Below are 23,948 nucleotides of genomic sequence, written 5' to 3' on the forward strand. Positions count from 1 at the left end.
TGTTTGGGAAGCGCTTGACAGCTTATGAAGCGGGAAATGGAAAAGAAGGAATCATGCGAGAGCGAATTCGTGTTTTTGCAATTTGGCTTGTCGCTGCAGGGATCTCTGGTCCAGTTGGCATACTGTTGCACGAACTAGGTCATTTCGCCGTTGCTGCGGCCTTAGGCTTTTCGGATGCAAAGCTAAGCTTCGCATCCGTAAGTTATCACGACAGTGAGCGTTTTTGGCAGACACTTGCGGGTGGAGACCGTCAGGCCGCCGAGGCGATCTATCCACTTCAACGGGCAGGTCTTTTGGCCGCTGCGGGTCCTGCGGTAACCGCCCTCTTGACAGTCTCCAGCACTTTGATCCTTTCCACGAGAAGGGCAACCGATGTTGTCGCTGCGTTCCTCGCAGGATTGGCGTTGATGGCCGGAGTAAGGTCGTTCACTAGTGTCTATTACATTTTATTAGTTCGTCCGAAGTATCCTGATGCGCGACCATTCTTCGACGAGATCAATATCGCACGCGCTTTTGACATACCGGTTGATTGGATCGCTTGGCCTACTACTGCACTTGTGGTGTTCGCATGGATTGTCGTTGCTCTGAGATTGACGCCCGATCGCTGGCTCAAGATTTCGGCAGCCGTCGTTGGACCAGTCCTTGGCATCCTTCTTTGGGCGCAAATTGGCCCCTTGATCTTGCCCTGAGTACAGCCAAGAAGAACACATCGAAAACAGGCCGTATCAATCCGATCGACAAACGCAGTTCGTCGGCCGGTTCCTGATGGAAAATTTGTTTTTCGCCACTCGGTCTTCGGTGACGTCCTGGCCGTCCGACATCGCTCTCGCTATCATCCGTCGTGCACGGAGCATGGAGCATGGAGCATGGAGCAGGGAGCATGGAGCAGGGAGTACGAGAAGAGGAAGAGAAAGAGAAAGAGAAAGGAACAATAGCATGCACCGAATGAGGCGATTGGCGGCGTTTGAGGTAGTGACTTCTTTTCGGCCACTGGATAATGGTGACTGTTCTGGTGCCTCTGTTGCGATTGAAAGTAGCTGCAAATGAATGAACGTGCGTCACCATACGAATCCACCTCTTTGGCTGAGCCAAGTAGCAGCAACCCAAGAATCATGCGTCATTGGGGGCTAGTCACGATCCCATCGATACTCTTGGTATTGACTGGGTGCTTGTTTCTCGCGAGACCGAATGTCGAGGCCTACCTGCAACGCACATGGCCATGGAATCATCGGCCTGATGCGTTCATGCATCTTAACAATGCAACACCGCCATTTATGCTCCTGTTGACTTGCACATCTGCAATTGGGAGCTGGATAATGGCGAAACATCGCAAGTCACTGCTCATTCCGCTCGCTGTTGGACCGCTAATTTGTGCGATCGGTTGGTCGATTACTGAAGACTTCCACGACCCCAATTGGTACCATTTGTTGGCTTTGACGACGATTGGTATGCTGGTGTCAAGTGTCGTAACGCTCATTCTTGTTCTATGTGTAAGACAGACAGATCTAAGTGTTGTTCGCGAGTTGCCCACGTCGCGCTTTTGAAATAGAAAACCACGCGTGGCAGCCGTTTGATGAAAGACGTCATCGAGCACGAACACGAGCGGGGAGCAGGGAATGGGGAATGAACAATAGCATGCACCTAATGAGGCGATTGGAAGCATTTGAGATTGTGGCTCTTTTGAGGCCAATCGGTGGTGGGTGCCTCTCATCGATATCGGTACGAACTTGAATCCCTTTGTTCCCCCGAAATCCGATGAATCTACGAGTCGCGGTGAACCGGTATTCAATTTCGTCACGATTACCTCTCTCGTTCTTTCGGCCTTCTCCTCAGTTCTCTTCTACCAAGTGGTGACGATGCTGTTCGTATTTCCTGCAGCAAACGTTGCTTTTATGACTTCATTGATGATCTTCGGGCGCTCTCGCGCGAAATCGGATTTCCGATACTTGAATATCAGTCGCGTGACTCGTGTCGGATACACTTCTACGGTTCTTCTGCTGGTGCTTCCTTGGGTGCAGTTGGTATTGGGGATCGAGTTTCCCGTTTACCGGTATCTTGCTCGGCTTGCCGAGCTGGTATTAGAAGCGATACTTTGGTGATTGAGAAACGGTCCGAAGAGCAAGGCCAGGGCACCCAAAGTGTGTAGATAAATAGCCTTGCGACTTGATGTTCATTGCCGCGTCTCTTTCAATGCGGTCGTATTCGCTACCACCCATCGTGCTCGTGCTCAGTCGCGCAGCGACGGTGCTCGTGATCGTAATCGGAACCAGCCTCGATGAAGGGACATTCCTTCGGCTACGATCAACTCGATGTTTATCGATTGTCCATGGAATGGGTTGCACACTTGTTTGACGTGTTACCCGCGTGCGAAGGGCGCTATCGTTCACTAGTTGCGTGCTTTTCCATTTTCGCTAAGTTGACTAAAGGTTGGGATACTGCAATGGATTACGATCACGAGCACCGCTGCGCTGAGCAGGAGCACGATCGCGAGCATGGAGCATGGAGCATGGAGCATGGAGCATGGAGCATGGAGCATGGAGCATGGAGCATGGAGCACGAGTACGAGCACGAGCACGAGCACGAGCACGAGCACGAGCACGAGAAGAGGAAGAGGAAGAGGAAGGAACAATAGCATGCACCGAATGAGGCGATTGGCGCGGTTCGAGGTAGTGACTTCTTTTCGGATTCTGGATGATGGTGACTGTTCTGGTGCCTCTGTTACGATTGAAAGTAGCTGCAAATGAATGAACGTGCGTCACCAAACGAATCCACCCCTTTGGCTGAGCCAAGTAGCAGCAACCCAAGAATCATGCGTCATTGGGGGCTAGTCACGATCCCATCGATACTCTTGGTGTTGACTGGGTACTTGTTTCTCGCGAGACCGAATGTCGAGGCCTACCTGCAACGTACATGGCCGTGGAATCATCGGCCCGATGCCTTGCCAGTTGAAACAAACGATGCGGTTCCCGGTCGAGTCTTCGCATATAGTTTGTCTTTCCCGTTTAGCGATAAAAGTTCGGTCGCGTTGGAGATTCGACGCGTATCGTCGCCTAACAATAGTAAAGACAGCATCCAGTCAGTTGATGGGAATGTTCACATTTCCCGTGATAATGCGGACATGATCATCTCCACTGGCCGGGTGCATTTGCTTTTATGGCTTAATGCTAGCACGTCTGGCTTGATGCTAGCAAACAGTATTGCGACTGCTTTCGCATTATAATGATCACTACCGTTTACCGTGCTGTGATGATTGGGTTTTCTTCCCAACGACACGGAGGCGATCATGCGAAGGTGCAATGTGTTCGACCGCGTAGGACCTGAAGTCAATAATCCCAACCAAACAATGGGGATGTTTCTTGCCGAGGCGTATCAAAAGATTGCTCAACTGCAGGTGATTCTCAACAACGACCCTATGCAAATGGAGTTCGTCGAACAGCAGGTCAAAGAATTGTTCGACCTCGGCGCGGGGCTGTGTCTAACTGGAATGATTGCCAATTCCATGAATTCTAAGGAGCACGATAAGCGTTGCGAGGAAACACGATTGGGATACGCGATACCGCTGCGAGCTGGACATGAACGACAAGTCGAAGTCCATCTTGGCGCTGGCCATATCAGCTACGCAGCTACCCTCTACTGTCAGCCGAAATCTCCAGCTGCAAGCCGGGAAGAACATACGCCAGGACTCGATGTCGATCTAAGCCAATATGGTTTTTCAGAGAACGTTTCTCCTTGGCTTGTGTCGAAAGTGTGTCGAACAGTGGCGTTGGCCCCATCGCTTGATCAGGCCTACGTCGAATTGCAACGCGACGGTATTCAATTAACGCGAACAACGATCGACCGCATCGTTTCTCGCGCAGGCTCGGAATCCCTAACCGTCCGGGAACGAATGCTGGAGCAATTTGAACGTGACGAAATGAAGCAAGGCTGCGAATTCACAGGAAGGCGGGTATCGGTTCAAATTGACGGTGGCCGGACGAGAACACGCGGCGTCCTGGAATCGATCGATCCCATGGAAAACTTTGGAAAAACCCAATCGCAAGTCACAGGCGAGCTAAGTGCGGGACGCTCCAAGGAAACGCGTAGATCCAGTCGCTTTCAGGCCGATTGGCGAGAACCGAAATTACTAATCATCTTCGCGCACGATGACAATGGACGAAGAGACGAAGCGGTTCGAGTTCTGATCGATGGTTCCTTCGGTGACGCGGACTATATGGAACGACTAATCAGTATGCACCTATATCGCTTAGGAGCCAATAAAGCCAAGACGATTACGTTCAATAGCGACGGTGCGACTTGGATCTGGGGACGGATCGATTCGATACTTTCCAATGCGAAGGTGGAATCCGAAGTGGTTGTCAACCAAGTGCTCGACGTGTGCCACGCCGTAGAGAACCTAGGCAAAGCCCTCCAGCCCTTGGATCGTTCTTTGAATGCTGCTGATGAAAGTGAAGCATCGAATTCCAACGAGCTGCGAAGTCGATTGCGAGATGGCCAATGGTCCCATGTTGTCGAAGTGCTAACTGCTCGGCTAAATCTGGCCGAGGATCTATCCTCTGCAGATCGATCAGAAATCAAACGAGTCATCGAATACATTCGTAGCCACGGGGAGGCAAGACGCCTGGACTATCCGAAGTTCAAGTTGATGGGACTCCCGCTTGGCAGTGGATCGATTGAGAGTGCGATACGTCGAGTGATCAATCTTCGGATGAAGAACAGCGGAACGTTTTGGCGAATCCAAAAGGCAGAGAAGATCCTTGCGATCCGATCATCGATACTGAGTGGCAGATGGGAGTGAGCGTACACGAAGCTCACCGAGATTTTCTCGCGGGTAGGGTTGCGTCGTGGCGCTCTGTTCCCTACTTCGATTTGCGAAGCTGATTTCGCATTCGACGCTTCGCAGCTTGGGCCGTTGCGTTATCAGCCTTATCGCGACGCTCCTGCTCCCGATAGGTGCGCACAGCTTCCGGGTGCTCTGCCTTCCAGCGATCCGGTAGCAGCTCCTCCACGCGCGCTGTCCCTCGTAGCAAGTGTGTGATCACACTCTCCAAGTACATCCCAATGTCAATCTCCTGACGCTGCGCACTGGCAACCAGACTCATGAGGCTTGCATTGCGTATCCCGGCTCGCATGCTTCCGACGAACAGCCAGTTCTTGCGCCCAATCGCGACTCGCTTCATCAGCCTTTCGACTTGATTGTTGTCGATCGGCAGGCGGCCGTCGGTGGCGTATACGCATAACGCATCCCAGTGGTTGCGCACATAGTTGAGCGCGCCACCAAGCTTGCTCGCAGGTAACGCGCTTCGTGCCAACGGGCCATCGAGCCAGTCGCGGAGTCGATCGAGTATCATTCGCGATTCTTTGGCTCGCAGTTCTCCTCGTGCTTCATCGCTCCACTGCGCGCAGCGACGCTCGATATCGTAAAGCTGGTTCATCAGCGCAAGAGGGAGCGATGCGGCTTTCTGATCGTTGGATTGATGTTCATAAACATGACGGCGCGCATGCGACCAGCACGCCATGCGGGTCATCTTCGACCCGGGCGCAAGAATCACGCTCATGTTGCCCGAATAACAGTCTGCCATCACATGCCCGGTATACCCTTCCAAGTATTCTGCAGGTCCATCGCGATGCCGCGAGACTCGGAAGTCGAAGAGATCATAAGGAGCTGTTGTGTCGAAGCCGGAGTAGCCCCACATCTTGGCATCCAGGCTATCTTTCTTTTCCTTTTGAGCCTCCTTCATCTTCTCAAGGAGTCGCTGTATTCGGGAGTCTTGCAGAGCCTCCTTTTCGTCGGGTATCTCCTTGGGCATGATCAGCTTGACGTGCGTGTCATCAAGCCCCAAGCAACGAGAGGCCATGAGTCTGGCTCGCATCGCTTCGAGCAGCCTTTCCGAAACATCATGAGTTAGATCCGCCAGGTAATCCAGGGTGGATCGACTTGGGGTCCACCCCGAGGAGGCGAACATGTCTTGCAGGCGGTAATAGGGGAGATGGAGCCCGAACTTGCCATGGATCACTTGAGCAGCCACGGAAGGGTGGTAGCGGCCCTTTTCCCCAAGATTTACTTCTTCTTCGACGTTCAGCTCGCGTTCGGGGGAGTTGGCGTAAGCCAGAACAGGCTTCTTGTACTGGAGAACAACAAGCTTCGACGGGATGTGCTTGAGGGTTTCGGTGACTTCATAGCGTTTGACGATCAGCTCGCCAGAGTCAACGCGTTGTTGGAACGCATCAGGGATCTCCACTTCCACGACCTCACGCGGCAAGTGTGGCGGGAACTTGTCACTATTTGGCTTCTTCGCGACAGCTTGCTTCTTGCGCGTATAGGTGATGCGCTCTACCTCGGCTTCCGCTTCCTTCTTGGCAGCTTCGAGCGCCTCTTGCAACTCCTTGTCATCCTCGAATTCCAAGAGATATTGGTCTGCGTTGATGAACTTCTCTCGCTTCTTCCCGGTGCGCAGGAAGCGGATCTCAGCAAGCGCTTCTTCGAGCGATTTTTTGAGCGTATCGATCTCGGATTTTTGCTTTACGAGAACGTTCGATTGCACAAGAATCACTTCTTGTGCGGTGCTCAAATCGTTCGGTAATTCGTTCGCGTCTTGCATGATGGTGTTATAGCGCGAGGCCCAAAAAGCGCAAGAGGGGACAGAAGTGAAATTGCCTAAAAACACAGGAATTGTTTCTGTTTCAAGCAGAGATTGCTTCTAGAGAATCGCGGGCCGGAGGGACGTAGCGCATTCTCTTCTTCACAGAGCTGAGTTCGACTCCCGTAAGGATCCACTGCAGCTCGGCGGACGAGACCACGACATGCTTTCCATCGGCGCTTCGAACTGGGCGCTGAAAGCAGCCTCTCTCCAATCGCTTCATCCAAATAGCGATTCCATCGGTGTCCCAGTACAAGAGCTTGATCCGATTCAGGCGATGGTTCAGGAACATGAACAAGCCACCATCGCGCACGTCGCGCTGAAAGTCATTCTTAATGATCCCGAAGAGACCGTCGAAGCTCTTGCGCATATCGATGGGCTCGGTATGCAGGTAAATGGGAACTGAAGGGTTGAGAGCGAGCATGGTAACTATGCCACCTGATCGAGAATATCAGAGAGCGAGGCAATCGCACTAAGGGGTAGACGCAATAGCACGCCGCTTGGGAGCTTGATTTCGATCGCAGAGTCGACAGCATCCACGGATTGAACTCGCAAGAACGCTGGCTGGACCGGAGCCTTGCCAAGCTTGCGCTTCCAGTTATAGAAGGTTGGAACGGAACAACCGATGGAATCGCAGAATTGGGTTACGGTAAGTCCTGAGCGGTCGAAATCCGCGAGATGCTGCGCCCATCGTTGGGAGCGAGAAGCAGAAGATGGTCGAGCCAAGATGAGTTCCTTGCGTACGAGTGAAAACGTTGATCGAACGCAGAAAACTACACGACAGAAACCGACCAGGTCGGGAAAATCAAGAACCGGTCAGTGTACGCTCACCCTGATCGAGAATATCAGAGAGCGAGGCAATCGCACTAAGGGGTAGACGCAAAAGCACGCCGCTTGGGAGCTTGATTTCGATCGCAGAGTCGACAGCATCCACGGATTGAACTCGCAAAAACGCTGGCTGGACCGGAGCCTTGCCAAGCTTGCGCTTCCAGTTATAGAAGGTTGGAACGGAACAACCGATGGAATCGCAGAATTGGGTTACGGTAAGTCCTGAGCGGTCGAAATCCGCGAGATGCTGCGCCCATCGTTGGGAGCGAGAAGCAGAAGATGGTTGTGCCAAGATAGGTTCCTTGCGTACGAGTGAAAACGTTGATCGAACGCAGAAAACTACACGACAGAAACCGACCAGGTCGGGAAAATCAAGAACCGGTCAGTGTACGCTCACGATGGGATGACGACCGAACGGCGGTCAAGTACGAAATGAAACGGAACCGAAAGCAAGCACTCCCCAAACTTGACGAGTCGCCAAGACCGAAATCCGATGCACGTCAAAAAACTCAGAGATCCCAATGATTACCACACCGCAACTGTGCCATAAAAGCAAATGCACCCGGTGCGGGCTGTTTAGTTCATACAAACTCGGTTTCTGTGACACCAGGGCTGTAATTCGGTCGAGTCGTTTAAACTGCGATTGCCTTAGATTTGGCCAATATTTGTAGCTGTTTCTATTTTAGGGCTTTGAAAAAGCCGAAAGTTCCAGGCATGCCGCGACAAAACCTAGGACTAGCCCAATTGGTAGCGTAAGAAACATTGAAATTCCCGTTGCGTCAGTGACTACATATGCGAACACATAGCCCTGCAGGAATGTTAATGCGAACAGAAAAAAATTCTCGAAATGTGTAGTCATTTTCAATCAAGCTACTTGTTTATTATTTTGCCACCAACAATAACTGTTCCGCCTATAACGACTACGCCTCCCCCATATAGCTCAGGAGTTCCTACGAACGACGGGACTATTTCGTGTACATAGCCAAATGGCCTCGTGTCGATCAAGTTAGGGTTTCGAATGTACTGACCAATATGAAGCATTTCATGGTGAGACGTAGAGCGGTTAAAGTACCCAAGACTCTCCCTGCCTCCAACTATGTAACCATCTCCGATCTTGTGCAAACTTGAAGCGCCAATTCGGAACTCTGTGTTGGCCAAGAGTTCACACTCAACTTGTGCGACAGTAACATTCTCACTTCGCCCTAGCGTCTGCAGTTTTTTGATTGCGTTGTGCAATTTCAGCTTGTACGCAAACGTTCGCGAATTAACTTGCTCAAGGTACAGCTGTCGAACTACAGCACTTTCAGGTCCTGTTGGTATCGATCCAATTTTTCCTCCTCCTTTTAGAATCTGCACAGACGATATTTTTTTAGCAATAACCACTCCAGCAACCTGTACGTAAACTTCGCCGATCCCAGCGTTTGTAGAGCATTTTTGCTGAATTGCACTTGTAAGTTCGCCAGCCGCTTTTTTCCTACCATTCCAGTACTCCCCAGGTGAGTAGATCATTTGCTGGGCGACTTGTAAATCATCATCGAGAAGCTCCCACCCCTGAGCAAGATCTGCTGGAATCGTTCTAGGATCTAGGGCTTCAGCAATTCCGATCATTGCATTTCCGACGCCGCTAAAAAAGTTGTCTGAAGATGAGAATGAGTTTGCATACTCGCTAACAAAGTTACCTCCAAACTGCCAGATTCCTTCAAAGTAGCCCTCAAGCCCCGATGAATCAGTCGCATTCGTAGGCCCATTTCCCACATACCGATACAGATTGGCATCCCCAGCGGCGAAGCCGATGGGGTCTTGACTGAGCCATCGGCCGGTTTGTGGGTCGTACCAGCGAGCTCGGTTGTACTGCATTCCAATGTCGGAATCCCAGTCGCGACCTGTGTAACCAAATATACTGTCAACCGCTGCGGCGTCCGTACTCGAAATTGCGGTCCCTGAGGAGTTGTAGTCCACCTCCCGAATCAGCCTGCCGAAGCTATCAAAAACGTTGTGCTCGCGTACGACGCCGTTATTGTCGAGCAAGTCCCGTACACTTCCTAAATGGTCTGTAAGCGCCCACAGAGTCGTGCCCGCTGTGCCTGAAGCAGTGGTGGCATCTATCTCCATCCCCGTACCAGAAGCGTACTGCTCGTCGGAGAGCAATTGGTCTACCGATTCAGCCCACAGATAGCGATTAGCAAGTCGGAGCTTTTGACCTGTCCCTGCGCCGTCGGTGTCGACCCAGCGCTGGACTTCTTGGCTATCGGCCCAAGTGTACACTTCGTAACGATCCCATGTCCCATTGCCATCGCTGTCTACTCGCTTCGCGGTTCGCTGGTCGAAGGCGTCATAGGTGTACTTGGTCACGAACCCATCGGCTCGCGATGCCAAGCTGGTGATCCGATTGTCCGCATCGTAGTTCAAGAAGTAGGCTGCGAACGTTCCTGTCGATGGCAAGCTTGAGGTACCGTCCCAGTTGACTCCTGCCCCCAATTCGGTCTTCGAATGCGTAATGCTCTTGAGCCTCCCTGCCGAATCGAAGGAATGGCGTGTGTTGCGGTCGGTCAAAGTAGCAAGGTTTCCGTTGGCATCATACGAGAAAGAACGGTCCGTTCCCTTGTTCTCCGTAACGAGCTGTTGGAGCTTGTTGTAAGTATAGCTGGTCGTATTGTTCAGAGGATCCACGACGCTCGTCACATTTCCGAAAACATCGAAGTTCGTGGAGGTGACCGCTCCCAGGGCGTCTACCGAAGAGGTGTTTCTGAACAATGGGTTCAAGCAGCGGCATTTGCATCTTCTTGCCCCCATCTTCTTGCCCATGGTTCCAGTCTTTCTACCCGTTGATCGCACAAAGAATGCCGAAGGCATAGCAGCTTGTAGCCGGAGGTTGAGCTCAAGCGACGCCGCCGGTTCGTTCCGTCTTGGATTGCGCATCCAGAGCGGATGCTAGCCGCTGCATCTCCTTAGCCGAATCATCGCTCCATCCCTGATAAAATAATGACAAATGGTTGAACGATGCGTGAACCCTTCTTGCTGATAGATCCAGGTGTGGGCCATATCTGCAACTTTCCCGAGCAACGGAAGCTCATCACGACCGAACGAGGAGCTGGATTCCCAGCCCTCTTCAGTCTTATAGATTCGGCTGAAGGTTACCCCGTAACGTGTTCCAGATTCGGTCTCGTTACGCCAAATGGCAGCCTTCACCTTGCCGAGTCTAATCTCGTGAACCGGTTTGTCATTTTGTGCCATAGGGCACCTCGCTTTCTTGTTGAAAACAGGACAATCAACCGTTCACGCACCGTTGTTCTCTCAATCACAATTCTGCGAGAGATTTGATTCTTAAGATAGGCATCTTCGAACAAAGGCCTAAGCAACCGACTGTTAATGGCTTGAAGAGTCCGTTACCAACCGAATGGCACGAGTTCGACCCAATCTGGGCAATTCGTTCTAGAGCACTTCTGAGGCATTTCTCAACGCTCGCTGGCAGATATCCAACTTGACCTCTCCAGAATTCGCGACTATTGAACAACCTATCTCGAAACAGCCCGAAATCTTTATCGGTCTAATTAGGTAGTGACTGCGACCACAATCCGATCAGGGACACTTTATCCTCACCCGTGCTCCGGCTTCGCTGGGCGGGACTCGCTGCGCTCCGTGCCATTGACTACGAACGCCGCTACTTTATTGGCATTAAAACATCGCTCGGCGCATCGCCTTGTTTTACTTCGATGAGAGTCTCTTGGCCAATTCCGCTTCGTGTCCTCCGTCAATGCCACTAGCATACATGACCATCCCGCCCGTCTTCAGCTCGACGTCCACGTCTTGTTAGTTCAGTTCTATCATCTCTCGCCAATCGACACGGCCCTGGCGATTCCAACCGGGAACGCATAATGCTAAATCCTTCCGATGGCATCGTGCCATCGGTCTTCAGTCCCAACATTTTCGACTTTGACTACTTGAGCTGTTGATGCCGTGCTGCGTTTATCGACTCACCACCCGCCAAAGTACACATCGCGACGATTTCCTTACGTTGAACGTCGGACGACAGACGCCGAATCTTTCCATCGCGAAACAACACGATCTTTTCGGGCTCTTGCAGCCATGCCTCGAATACCGCATTTCCAGTCCCATCTTTGTTAACTGTTAAGTCCGTCGGCTCCGTCCAGTGCACTTTCGACCCCGAAAAAAACACGATTAAGATAGTGTTTTCGTTTCCATCCGGGACTTTGCCTCGTTCGTTGAGTTCAACCTCTCCAACAGTTGTAATCATCAAAACAGATGTCCAATTGCTCCCAGATGCCGATCCCGACTTAGTTCTGAAGAAACTACTAGGATCAAACAGGGCAACTTCACCTTGCTCTTTCAGACGTACACTTCTGGATGCTGCAAGATTCGACGGAGAATCATAGGGCTCCTGGAAATTGTACCGGCCAAAAAACTCGTTCGATGAAAGCCACGGGTAAATTGCAACTCGCCAGGAATGAATAACGCCATCCTGGTCAATTTGCGCATTGATGGGCTTTTTCTTGACGGATGTGTACTGATCAATTGCAATGAAAACACGTTCAAGCAGCTCCTTCACTTCGGTGTCAGAGCTTGACGTACCTTCTTTCAACTGACACCCGCCCAATATCAAGCCAAGGGATATGGCTGCCAAACACAACGATCGAATCATTTTTCCCATGGAACTTTCGGCAGTCCAGTTGCCTTCCTTTCCATCTCCTCAGTAATCTCAACTACACCAAAATAATTGTACCCATACCCTTGCCGGTAACTTGGGAGGTTTCCACAGGATACCCTTCGGTACTTATCGGTATGCCCGTCCGCTACATACTCCCAATAGTACTTTTTGCCGTCCCAGTGAAGTGTCGCGAAATTAAAGTTGCCTGTTTGAATACTATGAGGATTGATCTCAAGCAGGTCTTCGAAAGGAAGTGACCGTCCTTTGTGAACCTCATCGAGACCATCGTACGGCAACGGTTTTCGATTTGTTTGGAATACAAAAATACGGACCCGCTTTCCGTCCTTCACCATCCGGTCTGCCGCCTCAAACGCGTACATCGAGGAGGTGAAAAAGTGAATTCCATCCGAACCTGGGAATGGTAGTCTGCCATATGCATCAGAAATCGGACTCAACATCCCCATTCTTTTCGCGGCCAAATCACCGCAACCGTATTCGTAAACTCGATTTCGAGATGCTCTTGAGAACCCTTCCCAATAGAGCTTGTTGCGAAGCGCACTCGTCTCGTTAACTGACTTGTCTTCAAAATCTAGCGGATAATCCGACGGTAACGGAACCTCATTCTCCTGCAGTCCGCTTGGATCGGTCTTGTTGGTAGGCCCATTCCCAACATACCGATACAGATTCGCATCCCCTGCGGCGAAGCCAATGGGGTCTTGGCTGAGCCAGCGGCCGGTTTGTGGGTCGTACCAGCGAGCTCGATTGTACTGCATTCCGATGTCGGAATCCCAATCGCGACCGGTGTAGCCAAATATACTGTCCACCGCTGCTGCGTCCGTACTCGATATCGCGGTACCTGAGGAGTTGTAGTCTACCTCCCGAATTAGCCTGCCGAAGCTATCAAAAACGTTGTGTTCGCGTACGACGCCGTTATTGTCGAGCAAGTCCCGTACACTCCCTAAATGGTCTGTGAGCGCCCAAAGGGTCGTGCCCGCTGTGCCTGACGCGGTGGTGGCATCAATCTCCATCCCTGTCCCAGAAGCGTATTGTTCATCGGAGAGCAATTGGTCGACCGATTCAGCCCACAGATAGCGATTAGCAAGTCGGAGCTTCTGACCTGTCCCTGCGCCGTCGGTATCGACCCAACGCTGGACTTCTTGGCCATCGGCCCAAGTGTACACTTCGTAACGATCCCATGTCCCGTTGCCGTCGCTGTCCACTCGCTTCGCGGTGCGCTGGTCGAAGGCGTCATAGGTGTACTCCACCTGCTTAAGCGTTGCGCCGGAGGCCGAAACTTTGTCGGTCACGGTCGCTAATCGATTGCGATAGTCCCAGGTGTAATCGGTTACAGTGCTATCGCTAATCTTGGTACGTCGGGTAACGTTTCCTTCGTTATCGTGGGTGTAATTGTAGGTTCCATCGGTCTGAAGACGGTTGTGCGTACCGCTTGCTGATTGCGAAGCCCCCCCAGAAGACTTGCGGTTCCCGTTCTCATCCAGATTGTACGATTCAGCCGTTGGGGAAAACGGCATCGAAAGTCCGCTAATCGCGGACGTTGTCGCTGCCGTCAACTGGTCGATGATATCGTAAGTGAAATTGGTCACAAACCCATCTGCTCGCTGACAAGCATATGGCTTAGTATCAGAGAAAATGAAGTCAAAAAAAGCTTTGGCGGCAGAAACACTTTAGCTCCAACGCCAAATACAATTGCTTGATTGTGCGTCAAACCAATTTGATCGTTGACAGCGACATTGGCCTCAACTTGTCCGTGATCGAAATCGTTCCATCAGCACCTTCGAACACTTTCATCATCGTTCCGCACGTCTTTATGTGATGACCGACGTTTTCGGCTGAGTCGTCGACCAGCTACGATGTCCTAAATTCGGTCAGTGGCTTAACTGGGGCGAGGCAAGCGACTCATTATCACTCGTCAGTTGCGGTCAATTCCTCCACCGTCCACCCAGATTCGATTAGCGAATTGAGAGTTGGAACGCTGTTCTCGTAGTCAATTCCCAACTTTCCGCTTTTCGTTTGCAAGTCACCACGATCATCCCAGGTCCACTCGCACTCTTCGCAATGAAGGTAGGGGCGGTCATGACCTGTGCGCATCATCACGAACAACCGCCCTTGATTGCATCGCGGACAGTTTTTGTGCCAGTACTTCGTAGTCATAGTCTTTGTCGTCATAGTCGCTATTTCGTCGGGTATGCAGTGATAATCTTACAGCTATCCGTCGTATGAATTGTGACGCTGTTTAGTTCAACGCCACTACCGAGCTTGCCGCCCTCGTATCCAACTCTCCGTCCCATTGGTACCACCAAAGTTCCATCAGTATCTACCTTGATTCCCAAGCGCTGAGCGCGATACCAAGCTTCTTGAGTCGTAAGTACCGCGTCTTGGTCGAACACACCGTGAAAGTCCTTCTTGAGATTGTTGACACCATGCTTCTGGACGTGTTCCCATCTCGTTTCGCCAGTCGCCTTTTTGACAATTGACCAATCGAGTGGCGCTCGCTGAATGATTGTCTCCATTGGGGCAGCCGGTATGAATGGATACTGGCGGACCGGCGTTCTCGGTGGAAAGGGAATGGGGACGCCTCGCCTGGGCGAGAGCGCTGCACCTCCGCGACCGGCTGAAAGCAAAGATATCGATGCCTCCTGCAAAGCATATATCATTTGCCAACGTTCAATCTGCCTCTGATGGGCTTCCTCTCGCAGCCTCCGATCCATATGCCATTGGGTCTCAGGACCCATCTCACAGTATCCGCTCTCCGAATAAGGTCTCGAAAACTTGGAATTCTTCTCTTGTTCCTGAATCCAATCTAACAATGACGGCCGATTCCGACCATTGTACCAAGTGTTCTCCACCCATTCTCCAAACGCATTTTTCACGTAGGGAGAATGTTGATTGGGCAAAGAAATTGGATGTAAAGGCTCTTGCAGCCCCGAAGGATCATTCGCGTAGGTTGGATGGTTTCCTACATACCGATACAAATTCGCATCCCCCCCTCCGAAGCCGATGGGGTCTTGGCTGAGCCATCGGCCGGTTTGTGGGTCGTACCAGCGAGCTCGGTTGTACTGCATTCCAATGTCGGAATCCCAGTCGCGACCGGTGTAACCAAATATACTGTCCACCGCTGCGGCGTCCGTACTCGAAATTGCGGTACCTGAGGAGTTGTAGTCCACCTCCCTAATCAGCCTGCCGAAGCTATCAAAAACGTTGTGTTCGCGTACGACGCCGTTATTGTCGAGCAAGTCCCGTACACTCCCTAAATGGTCTGTGAGAGCCCAGAGGGTCGTGCCCGCTGTGCCTGACGCGGTGGTAGCATCTATCTCCATCCCTGTCCCAGAAGCGTACTGCTCGTCGGAGAGCAGTTGGTCTACTGATTCGGCCCACAGATAGCGATTAGCAAGTCGGAGCTTCTGACCTGTTCCTGCGCCGTCGGTATCGACCCAACGCTGGACTTCTTGGCCATCAGCCCAAGTGTACACTTCGTAGCGATCCCATGTCCCATTGCCGTCGGTGTCCACTCGCTTCGCGGTTCGCTGGTCGAAGGCGTCATAGGTGAAATTGGTCACGAACCCATCGGCTCGCGATGCCAAGCTGGTGATCCGATTGTCCGCATCGTAGTTCAAGAAGTAGGCTGCGAACGTTCCTGTCGATGGCAAGCTTGAGGTACCGTCCCAGTTGACTCCTGCCCCCAGTTCGGTCTTCGAATACGTAATGCTCTTGAGCCTCCCTGCCGAATCAAAGGAATGGCGTGTGTTGCGGTCGGTCAAAGTAGCAAGGTTTCCGTTGGCATCATACGAGAAAGAACGGTCCGTTCCCTTGTTCTCCGTGACGAGCTGTTGGAGCTTGTTGTAAGTATAACTGGTCGTATTGTTTAGAGGATCCACGACGCTGGTCACATTTCCGAAAACATCGAAGTTCGTGGAGGTGACCGCTCCCAGGGCATCTACCGACGAGGTGTTTCTGAACAATGGGTTCAAGCAGCAGCATTTGCATCTTCTTGCCCCCATCTTCTTGCCAACGGATCCAGTCTTTCTACCCGTTGATCACACAAAGAATGCCGAAGGCATAGCAGCTTGTAGCCGGCGGTTGAGCGCAAGCGACACCGCCGGTTCGTTTCATATAGGATCTCGCATCCAGAACGGATGCTAGCCGCTGCATCTCGGTAGCCGAATCATCGTCCCAGACAAGACAAGATAATGACAAAAGGTTGAACGATGCGTGAACCCTTCTTGCTGATAGATCCAGATGTGGGCCATATCTGCAACTTTCCCAAGCAACGGAAGCTCATCACGACCGAAGGAGGAGCTGGATTCCCAGCCCTCGTCGGTCTTATAGATTCGGCTGAAGGTCACCCCGTAACGTGTCCCAGATTCGGTCTCGTTACGCCAAATGGCAGCCTTCACCTTGCCGAGTCTAATCTCGTGAACCGGTTTGTCGTTTTGTGCCATAGGGCACCTCGCTTTCTTGTTGAAAACTGGACAATCAACCGTTCACGCACCGTTGTTCTCTCAATCGGAAGTCTGCAAGAATTCTGATTCTTAAGCTAGAAGCACCAAGGCACTACCCTAAAAAGCGAACTGTTACCAACAGATTCAAACGCCTTTTTGAGCAACATGACCCATGTTGCTCGAGATAGGCCAACTGATCAAACATCGGGATGGATTCTTTATAAATGATGCGCCGCGAGAGAAGGCCCCCCCAAAAAAAGCGATGGCTCGATGTTCCCCATGGTGCCACCGTAACTCGTGTCAGCGAGCAAATAGTTTTGACCTCTGAAGAGCAGCTACTCAAAAAATAGACTTCCGAACTTCGTTCGTAGTTCTGATCCGAGACTTAGTGCATTTCTCAGGGCTAGTCATTACAAATCAATTAGGTTGCTCGCTAGCCTTCGACAGGTCTCCCCTATCAAAATCCGTGGAGAAGTGCCAACGGATATTTCCAAATCGCTCATCACGAACCAGCCCCTTAGCGAGTAGTCGTAGAATAGTTGAAGCCGACTCAACGTGCAATTTCGATACTGGTTCACATTGCAGTATCCAATCGTCTACGAATTGCACAACGATCAAGAAACGGTGTCCATCGAGTTCTGTTTGAAGCTCCCAACCATAGAAATCTCGTAATGAAGGCTCGCTGCAAGGCGTTCCCGATGTTCGCAAGAACTCGCTAACTATGCTCGCGATCGTTTTACCACCGGGGAAGCTAATTTCGCCATCGTCACTCCACTGCGTGTCATCGGGAATGGTCGTAGTGAAAGTCGAGATCGTTCGTAAACACATAGATTCTACTCCGAATCATCTGAAAACCACCAATAGCCCGCTCCCGCCGCACCTGTCCCTAGTCCGACACCGACTCCAATTTTCGTGGGACAAGGCGTTGAATACCAAATTTTTTGCAGACCGGAATAGCGTTCTAATCCGAGCTGTCCTCCCCGCCAAGTTCCTCCAATTGCCTGAGGAAAACGCGTGCCATGGAAGAACGGGTCTACTCGATAATGCAGTTCATAGAAGCGGCCAATACTCATGTCCGTCGGACGCAATACATTGAACCGACTATCGATGATCGATCGAGGTATGTTCCAGTCTCGACCAGTGCGTTGTGGAATCGGGAAGTGATGTCCTGCTCGACCGCTGTAAGGCTGTGTCAAGTACTTTGATTGCGCTGGTGTGAAGCCTTGACCTCGGAAGTGCATGTACTCACCGAACTGACTTCCGTACTTATCTCGTAGTTGTGCTCCGCGACTCGATGCACTATTTGGGATATCAACTTCTACCTTATCGGTGAGTTTTTTTAGATTCTTAAGTTTCGATGCCTTTGCTGCTTTCGTTGCGCCGACCACAGCAGTTGCAATATCAAAGCAAATCTCTCCTTGCCCCTCCGTTGACAATGACTTCTCGTAGTATTCGTTCCCTATCGCCGACGCAGCAGCTGCGGGATCAGCGACAGCACCTTTGATTCCCTCCCACGTATCATCATAGTTATATGCAGCTGATGCGGTGCCCGTCACAACATTAACCGGTCCATTCCAAAAGTACCCTTTCCAGAATTGGCCAACCTTTCCCGGATAAGCCCACAACTCAGGTGGAATCCAGTCCGCTAGTCCGCTTGGATCGATGTGAGTTGTAGCCCGATTCCCCACATACCGGTACAGATTCGAATCCCCAGCGGCGAAGCCGATGGGGTCTTGACTGAGCCATCGGCCGGTTTGTGGGTCGTACCAGCGAGCTCGGTTGTACTGCATTCCAATGTCGGAATCCCAGTCGCGACCGGTGTAGCCAAATATGCTGTCAACCGCTGCGGCGTCCGTGCTCGAAATTGCGGTACCCGAGGAGTTGTAGTCCACCTCCCGAATCAGCCTGCCGAAGCTATCAAAAACGTTGTGCTCGCGTACGACACCGTTGTTGTCGAGCAAGTCCCGTACACTTCCTAAATGGTCTGTGAGCGCCCAAAGGGTCGTTCCAGCTGTGCCTGACGCGGTGGTAGCATCTATCTCCATCCCTGTCCCAGAAGCGTACTGCTCGTCGGAGAGCAATTGGTCTACTGATTCGGCCCACAGATAGCGATTAGCAAGTCGAAGCTTTTGACCCGTCCCTGCACCGTCGGTATCGACCCAACGCTGGACTTCTTGGCCATCTGCCCAAGTGTACACTTCGTAACGATCCCATGTCCCATTGCCGTCGGTGTCCACACGCTTCGCGGTACGCTGGTCGAAAGCGTCGTAGGTGTACTCCACCTGCTTCAGCGTTGCGCCGGAGGCCGAATCTTTGTCGGTAACTGTCGCTAATCGATTGCGATAATCCCAGGTGTAATCGGTTACAGTGCTATCGCTAATCTTGGTACGTCGGGTAACGTTTCCTTCGTTATCGTAGGTGTAATTGTAGGTTCCATCGGTCTGAAGCCGGTTGTGCGTACCGCTTGCTGATTGCGAAGCACCTCCAGAAGATTTGCGGTTCCCGTTTTCATCCAGATTGTACGATTCAGCCGTCGGAGAAAACGGCATCGTAAGTCCACTAATCGCGGATGTCGTCGCTGCCGTCAACTGGTCGATGATATCGTAAGTGAAATTGGTCACGAACCCATCGGCTCGCGATGCCAAGCTGGCGATCCGATTGTCCGCATCGTAGTTCAAGAAGTAGGCTGCGAACGTTCCTGTCGATGGCAAGCTTGAGGTACCGTCCCAGTTGACTCCTGCCCCCAATTCGGTCTTCGAATGCGTAATGCTCTTGAGCCTCCCTGCCGAATCGAAGGAATGGCGTGTGTTGCGGTCGGTCAAAGTAGCAAGGTTTCCGTTGGCATCATACGAGAAAGAACGGTCCGTTCCCTTGTTCTCCGTTACGAGCTGTTGGAGCTTGTTGTAAGTATAACTGGTCGTATTGTTCAGAGGGTCTACGACGCTCGTCACATTTCCGAAAACATCGAAGTTCGTGGAGGTGACAGCGCCCAGGGCATCTATCGAAGAGGTGTTTCGGAACCAGGAATCGTAAGTGAATAGATTCCAATTCCCTAGCGGTTCGTTCACCGCATCGGTGCTTGCCATGACGTTGCCTACGGAGTCTCGCAGTACCTTGGAATACGCACTCGCAAGCGATCCAGTTCCGTCGGGATCGGGTGAAACAACCGATTGGATTCTTCCGCCCGCATCGTATTGATAGGTCGTCGTTCGGCTCAACGGATCAACTACCGTTGAAAGCAAGCTATCGACCGAATAGGTCCAGTTGGAGACAGGGCGAGTCCCGCCAGATGTCGCGGCTGGAGCGGTGACGGAAGTCAAACGCCCTTGTCGATCGTAAGCGTAATCGGTGACTTGACCGAATCCATCGGTAGTGGATTTCAGTAATCCGTCTTTCCAGTAACTAACCGACTGGGTGCTCACACCGCTACCAGAAACGCGAACGGTTCTCCCGAGCATGTCGGATTCTGCGAAGGTCTTGATCCCAAGAGGATCGTTCGATTTCGTGATCCAGCCTTTGGCACTCTCAAAGTATTCGATTGCCGTATCCAAGGTGGAGCCGGAAGTCGTTGGATGCGGTGTTCCGATCGAATTGACGCGATTCAAATCATCGTAAGTGAATTTGGTGAGATTGTTGAGACCGTCGCGGGATGCAACGATATTGCCTAAATTGTCGTACTCCACTCGAGAGACAATACCACCCGACTCCAACTGCTCTCCGGTTTTGGAGGTATAGCCAGATCCCGGTGCAGGAGTGATCGACTTGACAGGTCGGTTTAGCAAATCGTATTCGGTTTTAAAGACTCTCGAATCGCTGCCATTGTTCGAAATGGTTTCGGTGACGATGTTCGCCGTTCCAAAATAAGAAACTTCGCTCACAAGGCCCCGATACGACGAGTTGGATGCCGGTGTGTTGACGATCCGCGAATTCGCTGCGGCGTACGCTTCCAAAATCGAGGTGGTAATCGGCGAGGTCGAAGATGGTTTGGTGCTCGTTAGGCCAACGGTTGAGCTTGAATAGGTTAAGTGCCATTCCAAGTCCGGCCGTTGGGTAAACGTGCTAGTCTGTCGCCCCAGTGCATCATACGTGTAACTGGTGATCAACGCCGTGACGTAGAGTTTGGTCCCCTCCACACGAGAGTTGATCAATTCCGAAGCAATAAGGTTATCGTGGCTATCGTAGTCGTAGCGAGTGAGAACTGGTAGAAGCGAGCCGGTTCCATCTGGATCCGGCGACATGGTCGCAATCAACCGGTCGCGATTATCATGCCAGAACTTCGTAACCCGCCCTGCAGGGTCGGTCACCGAGCTTATATTCCCTCGGTTGTCATAGGTAAAGGAGGTTACTGCGTTGACGCTATCTCCTGTTTCCGTAATCGATGAGACTCGAGCGTGGCGCGCTGGATCCGAGGGGGTATTGATAGACTGATAGGTTGTTACTCGCGTGCCGGAGGTTCTTCCCGTCTGGACGGTTTCTGTCGCGACAAGCCCCTTCGGGAGACCTGACGTGGTTACATAGGTAATATCGACTTGCTGGATCGTGTCTGCCGAAGTTGATGCAGTGGGAGGCGCGTAACGTCCACTAATAAGGAATAGCAACAAGATTGTCGCGGTTTTCGATTAGTGCGAATGAGTGGAGATTAGTGTTCCTGCTTGCTCAAGACGCTTAACTTTAGATTCTAGTAATAACCATGTTCGTGATCTGGCCGTCTAATCTGACAAGTGATCACTTCCTTGATTCACGACGTTGTTTTTCAACCACGGACCACGCGGAATACACGGAAAGGGAGTAAGAAATGGGTGTGGCCTTCCTTCGGTGTGTTCCGTGTATTCGGTGGTTCTTGGATCTTTGGCGGTAGCTTTCATCGTACTCGTACTCGTACTCAGTGCAACGGAACTCGTACTCGAAAGGGACCTTGATGACCGAACCAATCTTCGACCATGAACGACTCGACGTTTATTGACTTGCGATCGACTATGTCACGTATTCTTATCGAACCGCGAAATCTCTGTCGGGCATCGATCGACATGCTTGCAATTAATGGTTGCGTGCTGCACAATCGATCCGGTTGAACATTGCCGAGGGAAACGGAAAGCAAAGCCTCAAGGACAAGAATCGACCTTTCGAGATCGCGCGTGGGTCCCCTCTGGAATGTGCTGCGATTCATGAAATACTCCAATCGTTGCGAAGCGATTGACGCGGAATCGACACGGATTGGAAAAGCCCATCTCAAACGGATCGTTTCGATGTTGACTCGATTGATCCAACGAACCGAGACGGTTGCCGAGCAGTCAATCGATTACGAGTACGAGTACCGCGATGCTGAGTACGAGTACGAAAAGAAGCACGAGCCAAGCATTGGACCGAAGTGCTCGATCGACACGCTCTGATATGCTAACTTTTACTGGTCGCACTCGGTCAATGCGGTCGTAAGCTCAGTAGAGTTGCGCAAGTCTTTCGAGGTCTAACGTTGATTTTCAAACAATCGTGTGCTACCGAACATGGGATCGATAACCTATGGCTTCGCGACCAATCAAATCGTGGGATTGCATGGGAGCAGAACACTAATCGTCGCTAATCACCACTGATAAGGAATAGCAACAAGATGTCGCGGTTTTCGATTAGTGCGAATGAGTGGAGATTAGTGTTCCTGCTTGTTCAAGACGCTGAACTTTAGATTCTAGCAATACAATATCCATGTCCATCTGGCGGACTCGATCACCACTCACGGTAATGCCTGATGGCTCAATTTTTTGCCAGTCATGCACATCGGATGCCGTTTCATCGTATACTTGGGGGCTGGATTGCTTGTTCTCGTCGTTTCAAGAACCCAAAAGCTTGACAGAATGAAGTCGTGCACGCCAAGGGAACGATCAAGTGCGCTTGATCGGTGAATGTGTTTATTCCTCGCCCAGGGTGTTGGCAGGCGTTCGTTTTACAGAAACAGACTCTAACAACCTGAGGTTCGGCAATGTTGCGACAAGTGCTTGCAGTTTCTATTGCACTGGCATCGAGTATTATTTCAAGCGATGTCCGTGCTGACATCGTGGTCGAATGGAACTTCGAGGGTACAACGGCACCCGATACAGGAATCGGTTCTGTTGCACTTGATGGTGGGACTACTGCATATTTTGACTCTGGTCCCTTCGGTGGCGGTAATCAGGCTTGGTTTACAACGAATTACGCCACGCAATTTTCTGGTACGGGGGATCGTGGACTTCAGTTTTTGTTTGACACTTCTGGCTTTACGGATTTGCGAATCGACTTGATGCACAGATCCAGTGGGGATTCGTCAAACTGGTATCGGGTTGACTATTCATTGAACAATGGAGTCGACTGGAATCTGCTTGATCCGCAATACCAGAGCGGCGGGTACGATACGTTCGTTGGTCGTGGCATTGACTTAAGTACCGTTTCGGGTGCGTCCAACAATACAGGATTTGGCATTCGCTTCAGATCTATTTTTTCTCCAGTCGACTTCACTCGCAACGGGACAACGTTTTCCGCGAATACTGCATATGAGCCGGCTGATTCCGGTGATTTAACAACCGTTTATAGCTCGTCAGGACACTTCGCAATCGATCAATTCACCGTATCGGGGACGGCAATTGCGGTTCCAGAACCCCCTAGTCTCGTTTTCCTTGCAGTGGGTTCGGCTGTTGCATGCTTTATCGGTCGCCCTCGTCGAGCAGTTCGTGCACGACCTGCTGTACTTTGCGAGTAAAATGCTGGACCAAAGCCCCAGTCGATCTGTTTCGAAGTGGACGTCCTCCGCCGGAGGATATGTTGCCAAGCGTTTTCGGCGCGATGCGCTGAACCGTTAACTTTCTTGAGGAGTTCGACGTATGAGTATCTCCGACGAGTTGCAAAAGCTGGATGAGCTTCGACGAAATGGCGCCCTTTCCTTCGATGAATTCGAGATTGCTAAACGGTTGGTGCTCCAAGGATCGGAGGACTCCGTACGGTCTGATCACCTTGAAGAAATCAAAGCCCAAAACGAACTTGCCCAACTCGATCGTGAGTGGGAGATTGAACGTGAGAACTACATGGTTGCGGGAAGGTATGGCCACAAGTATATACCAGGAAGGGTTAGTAGCGCTTTCGGAGGATTGTTTGTCGTTGGATTTGGTGTTATCTGGACGGTGATGGCTGCATCCATCACAGGATTTGGCGGTGCTGGTGTTTTTAGCCTCTTTCCACTATTCGGTGTCTTGTTCGTGCTTTTCGGTGCTGGATTGAGTTTTATGGCGTTCGTGAAGGCTGGCCAATACGAAGAGGCTCAGGAGCGATACCAGCAACGTCGTCGGGAAATCCAGAACAGGAATGAAAAGACATTTTGAGTGTCGCTCCCCAATC

The 23,948-nt window shown here is 51.5% G+C and carries 21 protein-coding genes; 9 read left to right on the top strand and 12 right to left on the bottom strand.

The window, feature by feature from the left end; translation table 11 throughout:
- Positions 1-14: 14 nt before the first annotated feature.
- The 5 genes from SH467x_RS11405 to SH467x_RS11425 all read left to right on the top strand — a co-directional run bounded on the left by SH467x_RS11405 (position 15) and on the right by SH467x_RS11425 (position 4,795).
- Entirely contained in the window at positions 15-689 is a 675-nt protein-coding gene (locus SH467x_RS11405) for a hypothetical protein (RefSeq protein WP_482367246.1), read from the top strand.
- 1,038 nt (positions 690-1,727) lie between these two features.
- Positions 1,728-2,099 carry a hypothetical protein gene (locus tag SH467x_RS11410; RefSeq protein ID WP_482367247.1) on the top strand — a complete coding sequence of 124 codons (372 nt, stop codon included), beginning with the start codon at positions 1,728-1,730 and terminating at the stop codon, positions 2,097-2,099.
- A 176-nt stretch (positions 2,100-2,275) separates the two neighbouring features.
- Positions 2,276-2,632: a hypothetical protein gene (locus tag SH467x_RS11415; protein ID WP_482367248.1), complete on the top strand. Its 357-nt coding sequence runs from the start codon at positions 2,276-2,278 to the stop codon at positions 2,630-2,632.
- A gap of 108 nt (positions 2,633-2,740) precedes the next feature.
- Positions 2,741-3,220 carry a hypothetical protein gene (locus SH467x_RS11420; RefSeq protein ID WP_482367249.1) on the top strand — a complete coding sequence of 160 codons (480 nt, stop codon included), beginning with the start codon at positions 2,741-2,743 and terminating at the stop codon, positions 3,218-3,220.
- A gap of 63 nt (positions 3,221-3,283) precedes the next feature.
- The gene (locus tag SH467x_RS11425; RefSeq protein ID WP_482367250.1) at positions 3,284-4,795 is read left to right on the top strand and encodes a hypothetical protein; all 1,512 of its coding nucleotides are present in this window, start codon (positions 3,284-3,286) and stop codon (positions 4,793-4,795) included.
- Positions 4,796-4,856: 61 nt separating this feature from the next.
- Here SH467x_RS11425 and tnpC read toward each other — a convergent pair whose 3' ends face one another.
- The 12 genes from tnpC to SH467x_RS11485 form a co-directional block, all read right to left on the bottom strand.
- Complete coding sequence (gene tnpC / locus SH467x_RS11430) at positions 4,857-6,599, bottom strand: IS66 family transposase (protein WP_482367251.1); 1,743 nt, start codon at positions 6,597-6,599, stop codon at positions 4,857-4,859.
- 82 nt (positions 6,600-6,681) lie between these two features.
- Complete coding sequence (gene tnpB, locus SH467x_RS11435) at positions 6,682-7,062, bottom strand: IS66 family insertion sequence element accessory protein TnpB (RefSeq protein WP_482367252.1); 381 nt, start codon at positions 7,060-7,062, stop codon at positions 6,682-6,684.
- Between the two features lie 5 nt (positions 7,063-7,067).
- Positions 7,068-7,364 (bottom strand): IS66 family insertion sequence element accessory protein TnpA, encoded by a 297-nt coding sequence (gene tnpA, locus SH467x_RS11440; RefSeq protein ID WP_482367253.1) that lies wholly within the window; start codon positions 7,362-7,364, stop codon positions 7,068-7,070.
- 79 nt (positions 7,365-7,443) lie between these two features.
- Positions 7,444-7,758, bottom strand: a complete 315-nt coding sequence (tnpA, locus tag SH467x_RS11445; RefSeq protein WP_482367254.1) for an IS66 family insertion sequence element accessory protein TnpA — start codon at positions 7,756-7,758, stop codon at positions 7,444-7,446.
- A gap of 578 nt (positions 7,759-8,336) precedes the next feature.
- Positions 8,337-10,229 carry an RHS repeat domain-containing protein gene (locus tag SH467x_RS11450; protein WP_482367255.1) on the bottom strand — a complete coding sequence of 631 codons (1,893 nt, stop codon included), beginning with the start codon at positions 10,227-10,229 and terminating at the stop codon, positions 8,337-8,339.
- Between the two features lie 168 nt (positions 10,230-10,397).
- Positions 10,398-10,700 carry a hypothetical protein gene (locus tag SH467x_RS11455; protein WP_482367256.1) on the bottom strand — a complete coding sequence of 101 codons (303 nt, stop codon included), beginning with the start codon at positions 10,698-10,700 and terminating at the stop codon, positions 10,398-10,400.
- A gap of 703 nt (positions 10,701-11,403) precedes the next feature.
- Entirely contained in the window at positions 11,404-12,126 is a 723-nt protein-coding gene (locus tag SH467x_RS11460) for a DUF1559 family PulG-like putative transporter (protein ID WP_482367257.1), read from the bottom strand.
- The gene (locus tag SH467x_RS11465; RefSeq protein ID WP_482367258.1) at positions 12,123-13,736 is read right to left on the bottom strand and encodes an RHS repeat-associated core domain-containing protein; all 1,614 of its coding nucleotides are present in this window, start codon (positions 13,734-13,736) and stop codon (positions 12,123-12,125) included. Before SH467x_RS11465 ends, SH467x_RS11460 begins: the two co-directional genes overlap by 4 nt.
- A gap of 319 nt (positions 13,737-14,055) precedes the next feature.
- Entirely contained in the window at positions 14,056-14,319 is a 264-nt protein-coding gene (locus tag SH467x_RS11470; RefSeq protein WP_482367259.1) for a hypothetical protein, read from the bottom strand.
- Between the two features lie 5 nt (positions 14,320-14,324).
- Positions 14,325-16,121 carry an RHS repeat-associated core domain-containing protein gene (locus SH467x_RS11475; RefSeq protein ID WP_482367260.1) on the bottom strand — a complete coding sequence of 599 codons (1,797 nt, stop codon included), beginning with the start codon at positions 16,119-16,121 and terminating at the stop codon, positions 14,325-14,327.
- Positions 16,122-16,289: 168 nt separating this feature from the next.
- A complete protein-coding gene (locus tag SH467x_RS11480) occupies positions 16,290-16,592 on the bottom strand; it encodes a hypothetical protein (protein WP_482367261.1) in 303 nt (100 codons plus the stop codon).
- Between the two features lie 833 nt (positions 16,593-17,425).
- Positions 17,426-21,190, bottom strand: coding sequence for an RHS repeat-associated core domain-containing protein (locus tag SH467x_RS11485; RefSeq protein ID WP_482367262.1), 3,765 nt, complete (start codon positions 21,188-21,190; stop codon positions 17,426-17,428).
- 470 nt (positions 21,191-21,660) lie between these two features.
- On the opposite strand from SH467x_RS11485, the gene SH467x_RS11490 reads away from it, so the two are divergent.
- The 4 genes from SH467x_RS11490 to SH467x_RS11505 all read left to right on the top strand — a co-directional run bounded on the left by SH467x_RS11490 (position 21,661) and on the right by SH467x_RS11505 (position 23,932).
- Positions 21,661-21,789 carry a four helix bundle protein gene (locus SH467x_RS11490; RefSeq protein ID WP_482371364.1) on the top strand — a complete coding sequence of 43 codons (129 nt, stop codon included), beginning with the start codon at positions 21,661-21,663 and terminating at the stop codon, positions 21,787-21,789.
- Positions 21,758-21,982 (top strand): hypothetical protein, encoded by a 225-nt coding sequence (locus SH467x_RS11495; RefSeq protein ID WP_482367263.1) that lies wholly within the window; start codon positions 21,758-21,760, stop codon positions 21,980-21,982. Before SH467x_RS11490 ends, SH467x_RS11495 begins: the two co-directional genes overlap by 32 nt.
- Before the next feature lie 581 nt (positions 21,983-22,563).
- Positions 22,564-23,316, top strand: coding sequence for a hypothetical protein (locus SH467x_RS11500; RefSeq protein ID WP_482367264.1), 753 nt, complete (start codon positions 22,564-22,566; stop codon positions 23,314-23,316).
- A 121-nt stretch (positions 23,317-23,437) separates the two neighbouring features.
- The gene (locus SH467x_RS11505) at positions 23,438-23,932 is read left to right on the top strand and encodes an SHOCT domain-containing protein (RefSeq protein WP_482367265.1); all 495 of its coding nucleotides are present in this window, start codon (positions 23,438-23,440) and stop codon (positions 23,930-23,932) included.
- Positions 23,933-23,948: the final 16 nt, after the last annotated feature.

It is taken from the genome of Brakhagea slesvicensis, assembly GCF_052161625.1.
In the GTDB taxonomy this organism is placed as follows: domain Bacteria; phylum Planctomycetota; class Planctomycetia; order Pirellulales; family Pirellulaceae; genus JBKCUI01.